Below are 17,771 nucleotides of genomic sequence, written 5' to 3'. Positions count from 1 at the left end.
GATGACCTTTTCTTTATATTAGATCAAATGGTTAGATTAAATAAGCTTTCCAACGAACTCAGCTACGTCTTCCATCTTAGCTGTAGGCTCGAAGCGGGCAACTACGTTACCTTCGCGGTCTACAACGAACTTTGTGAAGTTCCACTTGATATCAGGATTGTTCTTGTAATCCTTGTCGATCTTCTTGAGCATAACGCTCATGGCCAGGGCTGAAGGACCCTTGCCGAAGCCCTCAAAGCCCTTCTGGCTCTTAAGGAACTTGTATAACTCGAGCTGGTTCTCACCGTTAACATCAGATTTCTTCATCTGAGGGAACATGGTGTTGTAGTGAAGCTGGCAGAACTGATGAACCTCTTCATCTGTTCCGGGAGTCTGTCCTGCGAACTGGTTGCAGGGGATATCCAGGATCTCAAGGCCCTGATCGTGATACTTCTCATACATAGCCTCGATCTCTTTGTAGTGAGGTGTGAAGCCGCAGTTTGTTGCTGTATTTACAACAAGTACAACCTTTCCCTTGAAGTTATCTAAAGAAAACTCGTTTCCCTGTCCGTCTGTTACAGAATAATCATAGAATCCCATTAGTATTCCCTCCTAAAAAATTGAAATCTTATATATAAGTTATTTGTTAATCGTTTCTTGATAATGCAATTATATTTTGCACAATCTAAAATGTCAAGCATGTTTTTATAAAATCGCATAAAAATATTTTGCAATTCCCACATAAGAAAGAGTAAAATCAAGAGTACAAGCGGATTTTAAGCTGTTTTATAAAAATACATTTTGGGGGATAAAAATATGATTTTTAAAGAATTTGAACTTAAAGAAGAGGGTTCATTAGAGGGAGCCAGGCTCACTGTTTTCATCCAGGAGCCCTCAAAAGAGTTGTATATAAGTAAGAGACCCATGGTGCTCCTTTGCCCCGGTGGCGGCTACGAGTGGACTTCCGACAGAGAGGCTGAGCCCCTTGCCTACGCCTTTATGGCCAAGGGCTTTAATACAGCCATTCTTCGCTATTCCTGCAAGCCCGCCCAGTACCCCACAGCACTTCTGGAGCTGGGAAGAGCCGTTCTTATCATAAGAGAGCACGCAAAAGAGTGGGAGGTTGACCCGGATTCCATCATAGTCCAGGGAGCCTCCGCAGGAGGACACCTGGCAGCCAGTTTTGCCTGCTTCTGGAAGGAGGACTTTTTATCAGAAAAGCTCCTGGGAGCAGCCACCAAAGCCAATAAGGAAAAGCTTCGTCCCAACGGCCTTCTTCTTTGCTACCCTGTAATCACTTCCGGGGAGCACGCCCACAGAGGCTCCTTTGACAATCTTATCGGAGGCAGATATGAGGAGCTGGGAGATAAGGTTTCTCTGGAGAAACAGGTCAACGGAGACGTTCCCAGGACCTTTATCTGGCACACCTTTACAGACGGCTCTGTGCCGGTGGAAAATTCCCTATTGTTTGCAACCGCATTGAAAGCGCATAATATTAATACAGAACTTCATATTTTCTGTGAGGGAGGTCACGGACTTTCTCTCGCCAATGAAATAACCGAGAGCCCCAGCCGCAAGGAGATCGTTCCTTCCTGTGAGGTTTGGATAGATCTGGCCGCCACCTGGCTCAAGGCCTATTTCAAATAATGAACGAACCCAAAAGAAAGATTTGATATATGGGCAATTTTATAGTTTTTGACCTTGAGTGGAATCAGGGTGAAGCGCCGGTTACCAGGGGAGATAAGACCCTGACCTTCGAGATCGTTGAGATCGGCGCTGTCAAACTAAATGAAAAAAGAGAGAAGATCGGCGAGTTCAGCCGTCTTATAAAACCCCAGGTCCATCAGCAGATGCACCGGATCACCGGCAAGCTCATCCACCTTACCATGGAGGATCTTGAAAACGGAGAGGATTTCCAGTCCGTGGCAAAAGAGTTCCTGGAGTGGTGCGGAGAGGATCCCAAGTTCTGCAGCTGGGGACCTTTGGATCTTACGGAGTTTCAGAGAAATCTGGACTTTTTTGGCATGCCTCTTTTGTCCGACAGACCGCTCCCCTTCTATGATGCGCAGAAGCTTTACAGTCTTGCCTACGACGATGGTAGGTCCAGAAAGAGCCTTGCCAATGCGGTGGAGGAGCTGGGACTTACAGAGGATATCCCTTTTCACAGGGCGCTGGCGGATGCTGAGTACACAGCCAAGATTTTCAAGAGATTCAGCGACAGGATCCTCCAGAGAATATCCTTCGACACCTATGTGACCCCCAAGACCAAGAAGCAGGAGATCCACATAGTTTTTGATAATTATGCCAAGTACATCTCCAGGGAGTTCGACACCAAGGAGGACGTGCTGGAGAACATGGAGATCATGAGCACCAGGTGTTATATCTGCCACTGCAATATCAGGCGCAGGGTAAAATGGTTCTCCCCCAACGGCAAGCACTATTACTCCGCGGCCTACTGCGACAAGCACGGCTTCATGAAGGCCAAGGTGAGAATAAAAAAGGCTGAGAACGGGAGACTCTTTGTTATAAAAACCTGCAAATTCATCACCCCTGAGGAAGTGGAGGCCATGAAGGCCAAACAGAGGAAGGTGAAAAAGAGGCAGAATCCCGAAAACAGCCAGTGATCAAAACTTCTTATTATTGAATTTAAGCTTTTTGGACTCCTTTTTCCTTCTGTTGTAGCGGATCCTGTCGCTGCGCTTGGCGTGGGTCTGATTGTAGATTATCTGGGAAACGATAATGCTTATCAGTGTAACCAGAAGGATAAGTCCGAAGGCACAGATAATAACGTGCTTCACATTTATATATACTGTTCCTGTAACATTAGCCGCTTCAGTCTGAGCGGCTTTTTTCATTGCTGAATAGCAGATCAGGGTTTCTCCCACGGGAGCCTTGTTGAAGGTGTAGGAAACCTTGGCCACGGCGTTGGGAGATATTTTTTTGTCCTCCTCTGTCAGGTCGTAGGAAATGTCGTAGGCGGTATCCTCTATATCTGCTGTCTTGGGAAGGATCAGGGCGTCACTTCCTCTGATTCCCAGGATGGTTCCAGAGCTTCCGAAGACGTCGTGTTCCGATTCGAAAAACAGTGAGTCGTCAGGCATGTATCTGCTGTCGTTATCAGCGATGTTCACAGTCCTGAAGTTGTTAAAGCCGTAGTCGAATAAGGTGACGGTGTCCGTAAACTGGGCCGGGGACTCGTCCTTAAGCACAACGCAGATAAGTCTCATGCCGTTTTTCTCGGCGCAGGTAACCAGTGTCTCCCTGGCCAGGCCTGTGTAGCCTGTCTTTCCTCCAAGGATTCCCTCGTAGCTCACTTCTCCTGTGATAAGCTTGTGCTTATTGTTAAGGTAGAAGTCGTCGGGCTGAGTGGCAGTGGGAGTAAAGTGATATCTCGGTGTGTTTCCCACCTTGCAGAGAAATTCGTTGTTAAAAAACTCTCTGGCGATAAGGGCCAGGTCATAGGCGCTGGTGTAGTGGTTCTCGTCCTGAAGACCGTTGGTGTTGTTAAAATGGGTGTTGGTGCAGCCAAGCTCCCTGGCTCTCTCATTCATCAGGTCCACGAAGCCCTCGATACTGCCGCTGACATGCTCGCCCACGGCATTGGCCACCTCGTTGGCACTTCCCACCATGATTCCGTAGAGGGACTGCTCCAGTGTCAGGGACTCGCCCACATCCATTCCGATGGAGGATCCGTCGTGGGGAACGCTGAACACCGCCTCATTGGAAAAGGTGATCTTGTCATCAAGGCTGGCATTCTCCACCGCCAAAAGACAGGTCATGATCTTGGTGGTGCTGGCGGGGTACAGCTCCTCGTGGATGTTCTTGGCATAGAGGATGGTTCCCGTTCCGGCTTCCATAAGGATAGCTGCCTCGGCGGGGATCTCAGGCCCCTCCGGCCATCCCGCAGTGTCATTACTCTGAATGGGAAGGAGCTTTCTCTCCTGGGCCTCGGCGGCATAGTCCGGTGTTTCCGCCAAAACTGTCATTGAAAAAGGCGAAAGCGCCGCAGTTCCCAGGGCCATCGCCATCAATCCTGCCACGGTCTTATATATGAAATTGTTCCTTTTATTCTTAATAAATCTGACCGCTCTCATAGTAAGAAAATAATACAATATAGAATCCCCAGAGTCAAAGCATTGTTGTGGCTATTTCGGACGAAAAAATGTATAATATTTATATATGTAACTGAATGTTTTTTGTTGCTTTCTTGGGGAGATTTGGGGTATGACATTCAGCATCACAAGTTTTTTATTCGTGGGGGCAGTTTTTCTTTTATTCTATTTCATCAGAAGGAGGGCAAGAGCCTATTTCCTGCTGGTGGCCAGCATAGCATTTATCGCGTATCTGGATGTACATTCCTGCATCTGGGTTCTTATGACGTCGTTAATTATCTTCGGACTTGGACATCTGTTGCAAATATCCCTGGAAAAGGACACAACCGCAGCAAGGAGCATACTTCTGCTAGGCATAGGCGCCTGCGTCATATCGCTTTTTGTCTTAAAGCACGTGGCCCGGTGGACCTTCACTGATGACATTTTCAAAAGTCTTATTATGCCCGTGGGCTTTTCCTACTATATTTTCCAGGCTATCGCATATCTTTCCGATATCTACAGAAAAAAGATAAAGGCTGAGGACAACCTTTTATTTTTCCTTCTTTATATGTGCTATTTTCCAAAGTTCGTCAGCGGACCCATTGAGAAGCCGGGACAGCTCCTGCCTCAGATAAGAAATCTCCATAAAGTCAGGATGTTCGATGACAAGCAGCTGTCCATAGCCTTTGCGGACATCATTTACGGCTTTTTCCTGAAGGTCATCGTGGCGGACAGGATAGCCATGTATACACCGAAGCTTCTGGAGTATCCCCATATTTTCGGGACTCAGTGGCTCTTTGCGGGGATGCTGATGTACACACTTCAGATCTACTGCGACTTTGCGGGCTACAGTGCCGTGGCGGTGGGAGTCAGCAGGGTCTTTGGAATCACCCTGACGGAGAACTTCCACGCACCCTATCTTTCCCCGGATATCACCACCTTCTGGAGAAGATGGCATGTTTCCCTGTCATCCTGGCTCAGGGACTACGTCTATATTCCGCTTGGGGGAAACAGAAAGGGCTTTAACCGCAAGCTCATAAACATCATGATCGTATTTATCGTCTGCGGCCTGTGGCACGGAGCGGGGATCAGCTTCATTATCTGGGGCCTTCTCCATGGCATCTACAGCATCATGGACAATATCTTTTTTGCAAAGATAAGAAAAGAGCATGGGGAGGGGCTTTTGGGGATTGTTGTTAAGGTGCTTGGCACGGTCCTTACCTTCTTTTCCGTGGCCTTTGCCTGGATATTCTTCGGAGCACCCAGCACCGGATATGCCCTTAGCTATATTGGCAGGATGCTTAGTTTCAGCACCGGCGGGATTCCTCTTGAGACCCAGACCCTGGAGCTGGGGGTAACTCTTATGGACAGGAACATTCCGGTCTACGCATTGGCAGTATTTCTTTTGGACCTGCTCCTTACAAAGACAGGGCTGCCCTTCGGACAGGCGGTGCAGAAGATGCCTATTTTTACCAGATATACACTGGAGTTTGTGATAATCATGGCCATAGTGCTTCTTGGGGTATACGGGCCGGGCTATAACCCGGCGGATTACATGTACATGGAGTTTTGATTCACTGATTATTCGGGGGGATGATCATGGGAAAAATGCTTAAACAGAAACTGCTACAGAAAAAGAACATCGCGAGGCTTCTTTTTATTGCTATCACTTTAGTATCGCTCTGGTACTGGGACGGGGTTATGTGCGTGAAAAACGACCACGGCATCAACCAGGCCAAGGCCATGTACCATCAGCCCAAAAACACCATAGATGTGGTGATGATGGGCTCAAGTCATATTCACTGCGATATTGATACGGGGCTTTTATGGAAAAAATACGGAATAGCCTCCTTTGACTACAGCGCAGCGGAGCAGCCTCTTTGGATGACTTACCACTATCTGATAGAGCTGTGCAAGTACCAGAAGCCAAAGGTAATGGTCCTTGACCTGTATTCACCGGCCATAAGAAAAGACGATTATCAGTACGACTGGATAAAACCCAATGTCCTGGGAATGAGATTTTCACTTAATAAGCTGCAGATGCTGGCGGTCAGCGTTGAATCGGATAGGTGGGAAGAGTTTTTCCCGTCTATGGCTGTGTATCACGACAGATTCGACGAGCTTACCCCGGAGGATTTCACCTATCCCCTGAGCGCCCACAAGGAGATGGAGAACTACAAGGGCTTTGCGCCACGATTTGAGAGAAATCCCCAGGAAGAGCCTGAGATTACGGAAAACCACAGCGGTGGTCTCACTGCCAAGAGTGAGGAATATCTTCAGAAGATAATAAAGTACACCAGGGACCAGGGAATCGAGCTGTTCCTCATAGTTTCCCCCTATGTGGTCACCAATGAGGACGAGCTGGTGTTTAACAGGATCCGTGAGATAGCTCAGATGAATGACATTGAGTTCTACAACACTATCTATGACTGCGCAGAGATGGGAATCGATTATGAGACGGACTTTTATGACGCATCCCACCTCAACTACTACGGTGCCACCAAGTTCACGGATTATCTGGGAAATGAGCTGAAGATCCGCTTTGACATCCCTGACAGGCGCGGGGACGACAGATATGACTCCTGGGATACCAATTACAGGAATATATGCGAAATGGCTGGGAAAAGCTCATAATGCTCAGACTATGCAAACTGCTCCTATTGGTGTAAAATTAATGAGTATATATGTACAAAATTTATTGTTTTAAGCACTAAGGAGTAACATGCGTTTACGTAATATAGCAGGATCCAGAGAAGTTATCGCGGACAGTAAGTTCACAGTCAAGGATCCTGAGAAGAAAAAAGGACTTTGGAAAAAAGAGGTTTTCGGCAACGACAAGCCTATACATATCGAGATCGGAATGGGCAAGGGCCGTTTTATCATGGACATGGCAGCCCTGAACCCGGATATCAACTATATCGGAATTGAGAAATATTCCAGCGTTTTACTGAGAGCTATCCAGAAGCAGGAAGAGCTTCAGCTCCCAAATGTGATCTTCATCAGGATGGATGCAGAGGTCATCACAGAGGTCTTTGCACCGGCTGAAGTAGATAAGATTTACCTCAACTTCTCAGATCCATGGCCCAAGGACAGACATGCCAAGAGGCGTCTCCCGTCCAGGGAATTCCTTGGAAGATACGACAAGATCCTGAAACCTGAGGGAGTCGTAGAATTCAAGACGGATAACAGAGATCTTTTCCAGTTCGCACTAGATGAGGTGGAACCGGCGGGATGGACACTGGACGCAGTGACCTATGATCTTCATCACGACGAGGTTATGAACCGGGGCAACGTGATGACCGAGTACGAAGAGAAGTTCTCATCACTAGGCAATCCAATTTACAAGTATATTGTAAGCAGAAAGGGGACAAAATAATGGACTACACGTTTAACAGTCAGAATTTCGAAGAAGAAGTTTTAAAGAGTAAGTTGCCTGTTCTCGTTGATTTTTCAGCAGATTGGTGCGGCCCCTGCAAGATGATGGCCCCAATGATCGATGAGTTTGCTGATGTGTACGAGGGAGAGCTCAAGGTTGGCAAGATCAATGTTGATATGTCTCCGGACATCGCACAGAAGTACAACGTAATGTCAATTCCGATGTTTGCTTTCTTCAAAAACGGAGAGGTTATCGAAACAGCAGTCGGAGCACTTAATAAGTCTAAATTACAGGGAATTATAGATAAGGTGCTGGCATAAAAGCCAGCACTTTCTTTAGGGAGAGCAATAGCCGTGGCAGATAAAATTACTAACTTTGAAGACTACAAAAAGCGCGGAAGCAGCGATGATATTGATATAGAGATTGTGGATCCCTATAACTTTTTTACCGAGGAAGAGCGAGAAGAGTATTTCAGGGAGAGACAGAAACAGCAGCAGGAGCAGCGAAAGAAAGAAGCCATAGAGAAGGCTGCCCAGCCTGAGATAACTCACGAAGAGCCTCCGGTGGTAAAAGAGCCCGGAAAAGAGCCTGAGGATCTTGAGAAGACCGGGCTTATCAGAAAGCACTACTACGAGAAAGAAAAACTTCGGGAAGAATATCCTGAGGATGAAGAGTACGAGGACGAAGACGAAGAGTATGAAGATGAAGAATACTCTGAGGATGAGGACTACGACGAAGATGAAGACTATGATGAGGACGAGGAAGACGAGGAGGCAGAAGGCAGGGACCTGATGCTGGTGGTAGTGAGATTCGCTTCCATCCTCACTGGAATAGTTATTCTGGCGGCAATTGCCTTTGGTGCCTACAAGTTCATCGGACACAAGCTCCGTCCCGACCCGGATGAGGAGCCTGCGGAGGAGGTTGTAGTGGCCCTGCCTGAAGGCTATCAGGAGACCAACGACATGGTGACAGTCACCGCTGTGAGCCTGAACCTCAGGACAGTTCCCAACTCCGGCAGCGATTCCACCATAGTAACATCTGTTCCCAAGGGAACAAGCCTAAAAAGAATCGCCCAGAGCAGTACAGACACCTGGGCGATAGTAGAGTACGAGGGACAACAGTTATATGCTTCCTCCAAATATTTAGCGGCTCCTTGATTTTAGCCATGAGTAGAACTTATCCACGGCTTCTGATAGGTTGTCACAGGATCTGACAAAGGTATCCGCGTGTGCAAGGACCTCTTCCTTGGAGGTGCCTACGGCATAGGCGGATATTTTAAGGCAGCAGTCCTCTTCAAGAGAGCGGTAGTCCATATTTACCAGCAGGGTCTCATGAAATGAAGAAACCGCGGTATAGAGCTCCGGATACCTCTTTCTGACGATGGCGAATTCGTCCAGGATCTGCTCTCTGCTCTGAAGGCAGAACAGCATGTACACTGCGTTGACCACCTCTTTTGGTTCCAGTGAGGTGTCCCCGGATTCATCCTCGGGATCCTCGTTGGTCACGAAGTACTCGCAGATCTCCTGCACAAGAGCACCAACCTTTGAATTATCATACAATTTTTGAAGTTCATCGAATTTTTTGTTTTCCATGATATATATTTTAGGATAAAAAGAAGGAAATTACCATGAAAATTGGAATATTCGATTCCGGAATCGGTGGATTGTCCGTATTACATGAGGCTTATCACCACCTGCCGGATCAGGAATATATTTTTTATGCGGATACCGAGCATGTTCCCTACGGCCTTAAGACCCCGGAGCAGATTAAGAGTTATGCCCGGGACATCACACAGTTTCTTATAGAAAAAGGTGCTGAGGCCATTGTGGTTGCCTGCAACACCGCCACCAGCGTGGCCATCAGGGATCTCAGAAGCAGCTTTTCCCTGCCGATCCTGGGTATGGAGCCGGCGGTGAAGCCTGCGGTGGAGGGCACCGAGGATAAGAGGATCATGGTCATCGCAACCCCGGTAACCATCCGGGAGGACAAGCTTCGGGACCTTCTTCACAGAGTTGACGAAGACCACAGAGTTGACCTTCTGGCCATGCCAAGGTTTGTGGAGTTCGCAGAAAAAGAGGAGTTCGAGGGCCCTGAAGTCTCCGAGTACATCAGGCAGCAGTTTTCTTCTTTTAACAAATCAGAATATTGCGCAGTGGTGCTTGGTTGCACCCATTTTAACTACTTTAAACCGTCTTTAAAGAAATATTTTAACGATAATGCTTTACTAGTGGACGGTAACTTTGGTACAATACATCACCTGGCGGATGTGCTTGGTCTTAAAATGTCGGAGACCCCCGATAATGAGGTGAAATTTGATGACAACCACAAGATGTTGTGTCAGATAAAAACCGACTACTATTTTTCCGGAAAAATGGTAGAAAATGAAAAAGACCTGGAACACCTCCGAAGACTGCACAACAGGCTTGAATTCGTGCGATCAAATTAATTTTGGGAATTGTCACTTTTAACTATTGAATTAAACAATATAGTGTATTATCATTAAAGTGTAACCACAAGATATAGTTGTCCTTGTGGTTACATTTATGATGTAAGAGAGAATTTTTTATAAGGGGGTTAATATGAAGATCATTAAGAGAAGCGGTAAGGAAGTTGCTTTTGACGGAGCCAAGATCATTGCTGCTATCGAGAAGGCCAACAATGAAGTAACTGAAGAGAAGAAGCTTACCGCCGGTCAGATCAGCGACATCGAGAGAAGCGTTGAGAAGCAGTGCGGATCTCTTACCAGAGCTGCCAGCGTGGAAGAAATACAGGATATGGTCGAGGACGGCCTTATGAAATCCGGTAAATTCGAGGTGGCAAGGAAGTACATCACCTACCGCTACAAGCACGCTCTCGTTAGAAAATCAAATACAACCGATGAGCAGATCATGTCTCTTATTGAGTGCAGCAACGAGGAAGTTAAGCAGGAGAATTCCAATAAGAACCCCACTGTTAACAGTGTTCAGAGAGACTACATGGCAGGAGAGGTCAGCAAGGACATCACCAGAAGATTCCTTCTTCCCGAGGATGTTGTTAAGGCCCACGAGGCAGGACTTATCCACTTCCATGACTCTGACTATTTTGCACAGCATATGCACAACTGCTGTCTGGTTAACCTTGAGGATATGCTTCAGAACGGCACGGTTATTTCCGAGACCATGATCGAGCGTCCCAAGAGTTTTTCAACAGCCTGCAACATCGCAACCCAGGCTATTGCCCAGATCGCCAGCTCACAGTACGGCGGACAGAGTATCACTCTTTCCCACCTGGTTCCTTTCGTTGATGTCAGCAGACAGAAGTTCCGCAAGGAAGTTGCTCTTGAGTTCGAGACTGCCGGCATGAAGATCAACAAGAAGCAGGTTAACGAGATCGCAGAGATGCGAGTTAGAAAAGAGATCGAGAGAGGATGCCAGGTTATCCAGTATCAGGTAATCACACTTATGACCACCAACGGTCAGGCACCTTTCATCACAGTATATATGTATCTCGATGAGGTTCCCGAGGGACAGCAGAGAGAGGATCTTGCAGTAGTTATCGAGGAGATGCTCAAGCAGCGTATCCTTGGCGTTAAGAATGAGAAGGGACAGCTGATCACCCCTGCATTCCCCAAGCTCATCTACGTACTTGACGAGGACAACATCCATGAGGATTCCAAGTACTGGTACCTCACAGAGCTGGCAGCTAAGTGCACAGCCAAGAGACTTGTTCCCGACTACATTTCAGCCAAGAAGATGAAGGAGCTCAAGAAGGGCGATGTTTATCCTTGCATGGGATGCAGATCCTTCCTTACTCCCGACAGCGAGGACAACGCCGAGGGCCTTTGCAACAAGGGCAACAAGGCACACGCCCAGAACTACAACGAGGGCGACCACAAGTATTACGGACGTTTCAATCAGGGTGTTGTAACCCTTAACCTTGTAGATGTTGCATGCTCCTCCTCCAAGGACGAGGATAAGTTCTGGCAGCTGATGGAGGAGAGAACAGAGCTTTGTAAGAGAGCCCTTATGTGCAGACATGAGAGACTTCTCGGAACTCCTTCCGATGTAGCTCCTATCCTTTGGCAGAACGGAGCCCTTGCAAGACTTCAGAAGGGCGAAGTTATCGATCCGCTTCTTTTCGGTAACTACTCAACAATTTCCCTTGGTTATGCGGGACTTTGCGAGTGCACCAAGTATATGAAGGGCGTATCCCACACAGATCCAAGAGGTAAGGACTTCGCACTTAAGGTTATGCAGTTCCTTAACGACAAGTGTGCTAAGTGGAGAGCTGAGACCAATATCGCCTTCAGCCTTTACGGAACTCCTCTTGAGTCCACAACCTACAAGTTCGCTAAATGTCTTCAGAAGCGTTTCGGAATCATTCCGGATGTTACAGACAAGAACTACATTACCAACAGCTATCACGTTCATGTAACCGAGCAGATCGATGCCTTCACCAAGCTCAAATTTGAGTCTGAGTTCCAGGCACTTTCACCGGGAGGAGCCATCAGCTACGTTGAGGTTCCCGATATGAACAGCAATATAGAGGCAGTTATCTCAGTTATGAAGTACATTTACGACAACATCATGTACGCTGAGCTTAACACCAAGTCAGACTACTGCCAGTGCTGCGGCTACGACGGAGAGATCAAGATCGTAACAGATACAGACGGCAAGCTGATCTGGGAATGCCCTAACTGCGGCAACCGCGACCAGAACAAGATGAACGTTGCAAGAAGAACCTGCGGCTACATCGGAACCCAGTTCTGGAACCAGGGAAGAACACAGGAGATCAAGGAGAGAGTTCTCCACATGTCCAATCCTGTACGCTAAATAGGTTATATTTCTGAATACCTTAAAGGGGGTTCAGAGGGAGAAAATATTATGATTTCATATGATAAGCCGGGGAGTATTCCTCGGCTTATCGCATAAGCGGAGAAAACTATGAACTTTGGACAGATTTATCTAAATGACGTAGCCAACGGCGTGGGCTGCAGAACGGCGCTTTTTGTCAGCGGCTGTACCCATCACTGCAAGGGCTGTTTTAATGAGGTTACCTGGGATTTTAACTACGGCGAGCCCTATACACAAAAGACAGAGGACGAGATAGTGGAGTCCCTTAAGCCTGATTACATCGCAGGCCTCACCATCCTTGGGGGCGAACCCATGGAGATCTGCAACCAGGAGGCTCTTTTACCTCTGATAAGGCGCATAAAAGCGGAACTTCCAAAGAAAACTATTTGGATCTACTCCGGTTATCTCTGGGAGGAGCTGACAGATAAGGACAACAAGCGCTGCCACGGTGAATATACGGATGAGATACTGGCATCCACGGATGTCCTTGTGGACGGCGAGTTCATGTTGGATAAAAAAGACCTGATGCTGAGATTCAGAGGCTCTTCAAATCAGCGTGTCATCGATGTTCCCCAGTCCCTGGAAAAGGGCGAAGTGGTGCTGTCAAAATACAACGACCGCGATACTTCCAGGATGCAATGATCCCTAAACCCCGTCCCCGGGGCTCATCAACTCATCTGTGCATATTCTTCTTTTGTGTAGAACTGTGTGGACTTCAGATACTTAGGAATATCCTTGGACTCGCCGTTGATCCTGATGTCCGCATACTTGTTGGCAATCTCAAGGACGTACTCGTTCTGGTCTGTAGGAAGCTTACCTACGATGGTAACTCTGATCTTGAGGTTTTCATCAAGGTTGGCAACATTGAAGAGGGATAAAAATCTCTTACATCTTCCCTTGAAGGAAATCTCGGGATCCAGATTATCAAGATTGGTGTTGTTAAACTCAAATACTATATTGAGCCAGCCGTCCTCCATATACAGAGCTGTGTCGCAGAACTCCTCAACATACTCTCTGTTCTGGCTTGCCCTTGAGATTCGTGAGAACTCCTCCAGCTCATCCACGAAGGTCAGGAAAGAACCTGTATTGATGCTGGCAATCTGATAGCTGTCCCTGGTGTGATCTGCGATGGAAGACAATATGGCATGAAGCGCCATTGTTCTGTTATCGGGGAAAGCGGTAATCTTGTCAGGCCTGTTATAATCAATATCCTGAAATGCCTGAAGGTTCTTCATAAGGAGGAATGCGCTCATGATACCATGCTGATAGGCTTCGAAATCGTTGTAATAAGCAGCCTTTCTGCTAAAGGGCGAATGGAAGTAGGTATTAACTTCGAAAGTATTCTCGATAAGAGCCCTCTCCTCATCGCTGACAGAATTAAGGACCTCCATGAGCTCATCCATCTCATTATTCAGGGCATAATTTTTCGGCATGAGTCTCAGGAGAAGTTTTAGCGTTTCTTCCGGCAGATTAGGCTTGTTAGATACATTAAGAATAGTTACTTTTGAAATGAAATCGATAAACTGATTTACAAACTCCTGCTGGATATTCTCATATTCAAAACTGAAATTGTCAAAGTTATGAATGGCGAAATAAGGTAGAACCTTATTCATAGCCTTATTGATCTTCTCGATCTTCTTAAGAGGATACCCCAGGTCATGGGTAAGGGCCGATACACATCTGACGGAGTCATCAAGGCAATCGGACTCGTCTGCCTGTTTTACCAGATCTTTCAGACGGTTTGCATGGCCATGGCTCAGGATTGGAAGCTTGTCCGCAACTTCCATGATCAATCGGTTGCCTTCCTTTTCCTCTCTATCTAAGTGGTACAATTCATAGAACTCCGGGTTATCGTGAAGATATTCACCAAGGAAATAAACCCAGAGGCAGTGAAGAGTGTGATCTCTGTAGAAAGAATCCGAAGCAAAGATCAGCTCCTCGAACTCCACATAGGAATCAAAATATTTAAAGATCTTGTCATATCCCTTTTTGTTAGGGGAAATATAGCTCATAGATGCCTCAAAAAGCTTCTTCCAGAGAACAACAGCAATCTGAATCTTGTTGTTCATCTTCTCTTCAGCGATCAGCTTCTCAAGAGCCTTCCTGATATCTGCCTTGATGTCATCCTTGCCCTGAAGGAAGGAAATCTCGTCCTTCTCCATGCGCTCAAGGTAAAAACGCATGACGGTTTTTTCGTCAATAAAATGTTCCACAAACATACCCTCCAAACAATATCTTAATACCGCTACTATAACGGATTTCAGTCTACCAGGCAATGAATGTTTGTTCAAAAACTTCATTACTATAAAGCGTTTATCGCTTCGTAGTGTTAAAGCGCATCATGCCTTGACAATAGTCATAAATACGAATAGAATCATTTTTAAATATATAAAAAGACGTTGAAGAGGATTAGTAGCTGCGTAAGCTTCACAGAGAGAGGGCCGTTTGGTGGAAGGCTCTTAGGATGAAACAGTGAACCTGCCTTGGAGTCCTGTATGAAAGCTAATTTACAGAAAAAGCGTAAATGCAGCGTTTCCCGCGTTAAGGGGTAGTTGAGAGAGATTCGCCTTTCCTTATTATTTTTGGATTTGGGGCGGATTTAAAAAGGGTGGTACCGCCGATGAACTTCGGTCCCTGATTTGGGATCAAAGAGCATCGGCTTTTTTGATTCCTTTACAACAAATCAAAAAGGAGAAAAAAGAAATGGCAGACAACAAGAAACTCGTATCTGAGATCACCTCCATGGATGAGGATTTCACACAATGGTACACAGACGTATGTATCAAGGCTGATCTCGTAAGTTACTCAAACATCAAGGGCTGTATGGTAATAAAGCCTGCAGGCTACGCAATCTGGGAGCTTATCCAGAAGCACCTTGATGCAAGATTCAAGGAGTCAGGCGTACAGAACGCTTACCTTCCTATGTTTATTCCTGAGTCACTTCTTCAGAAGGAGAAGGATCACGTTGAGGGCTTTGCACCTGAGGTTGCATGGGTTACTCACGGCGGTCTCGAGGAGCTCACAGAGAGATACTGTGTACGTCCTACTTCTGAGACTCTTTTCTGCGATTATTATAAGGGAGAGATCCACTCCTACAAGGATCTTCCTCAGGTTCTCAACCAGTGGTGCTCAGTAGTTCGCTGGGAAAAAGAGACAAGACCTTTCCTCAGAAGCCGTGAATTCCTGTGGCAGGAAGGCCACACAGCTCACGCTACCTTCGAAGAGGCTGAGGAGAGAACACAGCAGATGCTTGAGGTATATGCTGATTTCTTCGAAAACGACATGGCAATTCCTGTAATCAGAGGCCAGAAGACTGAGAAGGAGAAGTTCGCAGGTGCTGAGGCTACCTACACAGTAGAGGCTCTTATGCACGACGGAAGAGCTCTTCAGAGCGCAACCAGCCACAACTTCGGCGACGGCTTTGCCAAGGCCTTCGGTATCCAGTATGCAGGAAAAGACAACCAGCTTCACTATGTAAATCAGACTTCCTGGGGACTTACAACACGTTCCATCGGAGCTATGATCATGGTACACGGCGACAACTCAGGTCTTGTGGTACCTCCTAAGATCGCTCCTGTTCAGGTTGTTGTTATTCCTATCCAGCAGAAGAAGGAAGGTGTTCTTGACGCAGCTTACGATATTGCCAAGAGCCTTTCAGCCTTCAGAGTAAAGACAGATGACTCCGACAGAACTCCCGGATTCAAGTTCGCTGAGCACGAGATGAGAGGTATTCCTGTTCGTGTTGAGATCGGACCTAAAGATCTTGAGGCCGGCAAGTGCGTTCTTGTAAGAAGAGACACAAGAGAGAAGATCGAGTGCGCTATCGCTGATGTTCCTACCAAGGTTGGAGAGCTTCTTGACCAGATCCAGAAGGATATGTTTGAGAGAGCAAAGGCTCACCTTGAGGCTCACACCTTTGTTGCCCACAACAAGGATGAGTTCGCAGAGGCCTTCAAGGAGACCAAGGGCTTCGTTAAGGCTATGTGGTGCGGATGCCGCGAGTGCGAGGACAAGATCAAGGAAGAGTTCAATGTAACCAGCCGCTGCATTCCTTTCGAGCAGGAGAACATTTCCGACACCTGCGTAGTATGCGGACAGCCTGCAAAGAAGATGGTTTACTGGGGCAGAGCATATTAATCTGAAATAATACAAAAAAATAAGGCTTGGCGTCTGTTATATGGCGCCAAGCCTTTTTCATATGATAATTTAACTCCCGTTTATTAGTTTGCATCTGCATTATACAATATACGAATGGGTTTTTATACTTCAAAATATTCCATATTTATGCTTATGTAAGCTCTTACATTTCTGATTTTGTTCATTTATTATATCCCTATCAGCGAAACAAGTATGCGGATAATTTTTGATGGTTGTAACAGGAGGCAGTATGGGAGACGGAAGATTTGATCTTTTAACATTCGGAGAGATAATGCTTCGCCTCTCACCGCCTGATTACGAGCGCATCACAAGAGGTGATGTGTTTGATAAGAGGGCAGGAGGCTCTGAGCTGAATGTAGCATCCGGTGTGGCTCTTTTGGGACTTCGTACCGGCGTTATTTCAAGGCTTCCCCAGAATGCACTGGGAACCTTCATCAAGAACAGGATCCGTTTCGAGGGTGTATCTGATGACTATCTCATTTATGATGAGTCACCGGAGGCAAGACTTGGTATTTACTACTATGAGAACGGCGCAGCACCGAGAAAGCCCTCAATTGTTTACGACAGAATGAATTCCTCCATCACAAGGATTTCTCTTTCAGAGATTCCCGATGAGGTCTATTCTTCCACCAGAATGTTCCACACCAGCGGAATTTCACTGGCACTTAATAAAAATACCTGCGAAGTTGTCACAGAGATGATCAAGCGCTTCAAGCAGGGCGGAGCAATGGTTTCCTTCGACTGTAACTACAGAGCGAACCTTTGGAGCGAAGAGGATGCCAGAGCTGCCATCAAGAACATTCTTCCTTATGTTGATATTCTTTTTGTATCAGAGGAAACATCAAGACGCATGATGCAGAAAGAGGGAGATCTTGAGGATATCATGAAGAGCTACACCAAAGAGTATCCCGTCAAGATCGTATGCACCACTCAGAGAGAGGTCATCAGCCCCAGGAAGCATAACTTTACTTCAACAATATATGATGCCCGTCAGGACAAGTTCTTTACCGAGAAGCCTTACACGGACATCGATGTAATAGACAGAATCGGTTCCGGAGATGCCTATGTATCAGGTGTTCTCTACGGAATCCTCAAATATGATGATGTACAGAAGGCTCTTTCCTACGGAAATGCCACATCCAGTGTGAAGAACACCATTCCCGGAGACCTTCCCGCCAGCGACCTTCGTGAGATCGACAGCATCATCAGAAATCATCAGTCCGACGGCCCCGGCAGCGAGCTTAATCGCTAAAAGGCCACATTACAATCGCCGATTTACGTTCGCCATAACGTATTTCCTTTATAAAACCTCTAATTGCAAAAAGACCGGTTCCT

At 46.6% G+C, this 17,771-nt stretch carries 16 protein-coding genes and 1 other annotated feature; of the genes, 12 read left to right on the top strand and 4 right to left on the bottom strand.

Annotation, left to right across the window (positions count from 1 at the left end):
* Positions 1-36: 36 nt before the first annotated feature.
* A complete protein-coding gene (locus tag T359_RS0111960) occupies positions 37-579 on the bottom strand; it encodes a glutathione peroxidase (protein WP_026517688.1) in 543 nt (180 codons plus the stop codon).
* Positions 580-795: 216 nt separating this feature from the next.
* Between T359_RS0111960 and T359_RS0111955 the strand changes: the two genes are divergently transcribed.
* Together T359_RS0111955 and T359_RS0111950 are read left to right on the top strand one after the other, a co-directional pair.
* Positions 796-1,626 carry an alpha/beta hydrolase gene (locus tag T359_RS0111955; protein ID WP_026517687.1) on the top strand — a complete coding sequence of 277 codons (831 nt, stop codon included), beginning with the start codon at positions 796-798 and terminating at the stop codon, positions 1,624-1,626.
* Between the two features lie 29 nt (positions 1,627-1,655).
* Entirely contained in the window at positions 1,656-2,603 is a 948-nt protein-coding gene (locus T359_RS0111950; RefSeq protein WP_026517686.1) for a 3'-5' exonuclease, read from the top strand.
* Here the strand turns inward: T359_RS0111950 and T359_RS20225 are convergent, their stop codons facing one another.
* A complete protein-coding gene (locus tag T359_RS20225) occupies positions 2,604-4,091 on the bottom strand; it encodes a D-alanyl-D-alanine carboxypeptidase family protein (RefSeq protein WP_242839089.1) in 1,488 nt (495 codons plus the stop codon).
* Positions 4,092-4,203: 112 nt separating this feature from the next.
* Here T359_RS20225 and T359_RS0111940 point away from each other — a divergent pair, with 112 nt between their 5' ends.
* The 5 genes from T359_RS0111940 to T359_RS21670 all read left to right on the top strand — a co-directional run bounded on the left by T359_RS0111940 (position 4,204) and on the right by T359_RS21670 (position 8,603).
* Entirely contained in the window at positions 4,204-5,643 is a 1,440-nt protein-coding gene (locus tag T359_RS0111940) for an MBOAT family O-acyltransferase (protein WP_026517685.1), read from the top strand.
* Positions 5,644-5,669: 26 nt separating this feature from the next.
* Positions 5,670-6,704 carry a hypothetical protein gene (locus tag T359_RS0111935; RefSeq protein WP_026517684.1) on the top strand — a complete coding sequence of 345 codons (1,035 nt, stop codon included), beginning with the start codon at positions 5,670-5,672 and terminating at the stop codon, positions 6,702-6,704.
* 88 nt (positions 6,705-6,792) lie between these two features.
* Positions 6,793-7,446 (top strand): tRNA (guanosine(46)-N7)-methyltransferase TrmB, encoded by a 654-nt coding sequence (gene trmB, locus T359_RS0111930; RefSeq protein ID WP_026517683.1) that lies wholly within the window; start codon positions 6,793-6,795, stop codon positions 7,444-7,446.
* Positions 7,446-7,766, top strand: a complete 321-nt coding sequence (gene trxA, locus T359_RS0111925) for a thioredoxin (protein WP_026517682.1) — start codon at positions 7,446-7,448, stop codon at positions 7,764-7,766. Before trmB ends, trxA begins: the two co-directional genes overlap by 1 nt.
* A 33-nt stretch (positions 7,767-7,799) precedes the next feature.
* On the top strand, positions 7,800-8,603 hold the full coding sequence (locus tag T359_RS21670; protein ID WP_051545333.1) for an SH3 domain-containing protein: 804 nt from the start codon (positions 7,800-7,802) through the stop codon (positions 8,601-8,603).
* Here T359_RS21670 and T359_RS0111915 read toward each other — a convergent pair.
* A complete protein-coding gene (locus T359_RS0111915; protein ID WP_155840111.1) occupies positions 8,589-9,038 on the bottom strand; it encodes a hypothetical protein in 450 nt (149 codons plus the stop codon). The genes T359_RS21670 and T359_RS0111915 overlap by 15 nt on opposite strands.
* A 35-nt stretch (positions 9,039-9,073) precedes the next feature.
* Here T359_RS0111915 and murI point away from each other — a divergent pair, with 35 nt between their 5' ends.
* From murI to nrdG, 3 genes are all read left to right on the top strand, one after another.
* Positions 9,074-9,892, top strand: coding sequence for a glutamate racemase (gene murI, locus T359_RS0111910; protein WP_026517680.1), 819 nt, complete (start codon positions 9,074-9,076; stop codon positions 9,890-9,892).
* Positions 9,893-10,025: 133 nt separating this feature from the next.
* Entirely contained in the window at positions 10,026-12,257 is a 2,232-nt protein-coding gene (nrdD, locus tag T359_RS0111905; RefSeq protein ID WP_026517679.1) for an anaerobic ribonucleoside-triphosphate reductase, read from the top strand.
* A gap of 111 nt (positions 12,258-12,368) precedes the next feature.
* Positions 12,369-12,920 carry an anaerobic ribonucleoside-triphosphate reductase activating protein gene (nrdG, locus tag T359_RS0111900; RefSeq protein ID WP_026517678.1) on the top strand — a complete coding sequence of 184 codons (552 nt, stop codon included), beginning with the start codon at positions 12,369-12,371 and terminating at the stop codon, positions 12,918-12,920.
* A 26-nt stretch (positions 12,921-12,946) separates the two neighbouring features.
* Here nrdG and T359_RS0111895 read toward each other — a convergent pair whose 3' ends face one another.
* On the bottom strand, positions 12,947-14,491 hold the full coding sequence (locus T359_RS0111895) for a hypothetical protein (RefSeq protein WP_155840109.1): 1,545 nt from the start codon (positions 14,489-14,491) through the stop codon (positions 12,947-12,949).
* Between the two features lie 177 nt (positions 14,492-14,668).
* Positions 14,669-14,917 (top strand) — a binding site (T-box leader).
* A 64-nt stretch (positions 14,918-14,981) separates the two neighbouring features.
* Between T359_RS0111895 and proS the strand changes: the two genes are divergently transcribed.
* Both proS and T359_RS0111885 read left to right on the top strand, forming a co-directional pair.
* Complete coding sequence (gene proS, locus T359_RS0111890; protein ID WP_026517676.1) at positions 14,982-16,415, top strand: proline--tRNA ligase; 1,434 nt, start codon at positions 14,982-14,984, stop codon at positions 16,413-16,415.
* A 250-nt stretch (positions 16,416-16,665) separates the two neighbouring features.
* A complete protein-coding gene (locus T359_RS0111885; protein WP_026517675.1) occupies positions 16,666-17,688 on the top strand; it encodes a sugar kinase in 1,023 nt (340 codons plus the stop codon).
* Positions 17,689-17,771 lie beyond the last annotated feature (83 nt).

It is taken from the genome of Butyrivibrio sp. MC2021 (assembly GCF_000621605.1).
Classification (GTDB): Bacteria; Bacillota; Clostridia; order Lachnospirales; family Lachnospiraceae; genus Butyrivibrio.
The sequence above is the reverse complement of the archived record's forward strand: the minus strand, read 5'-3'. Positions and strand labels throughout refer to the sequence as shown.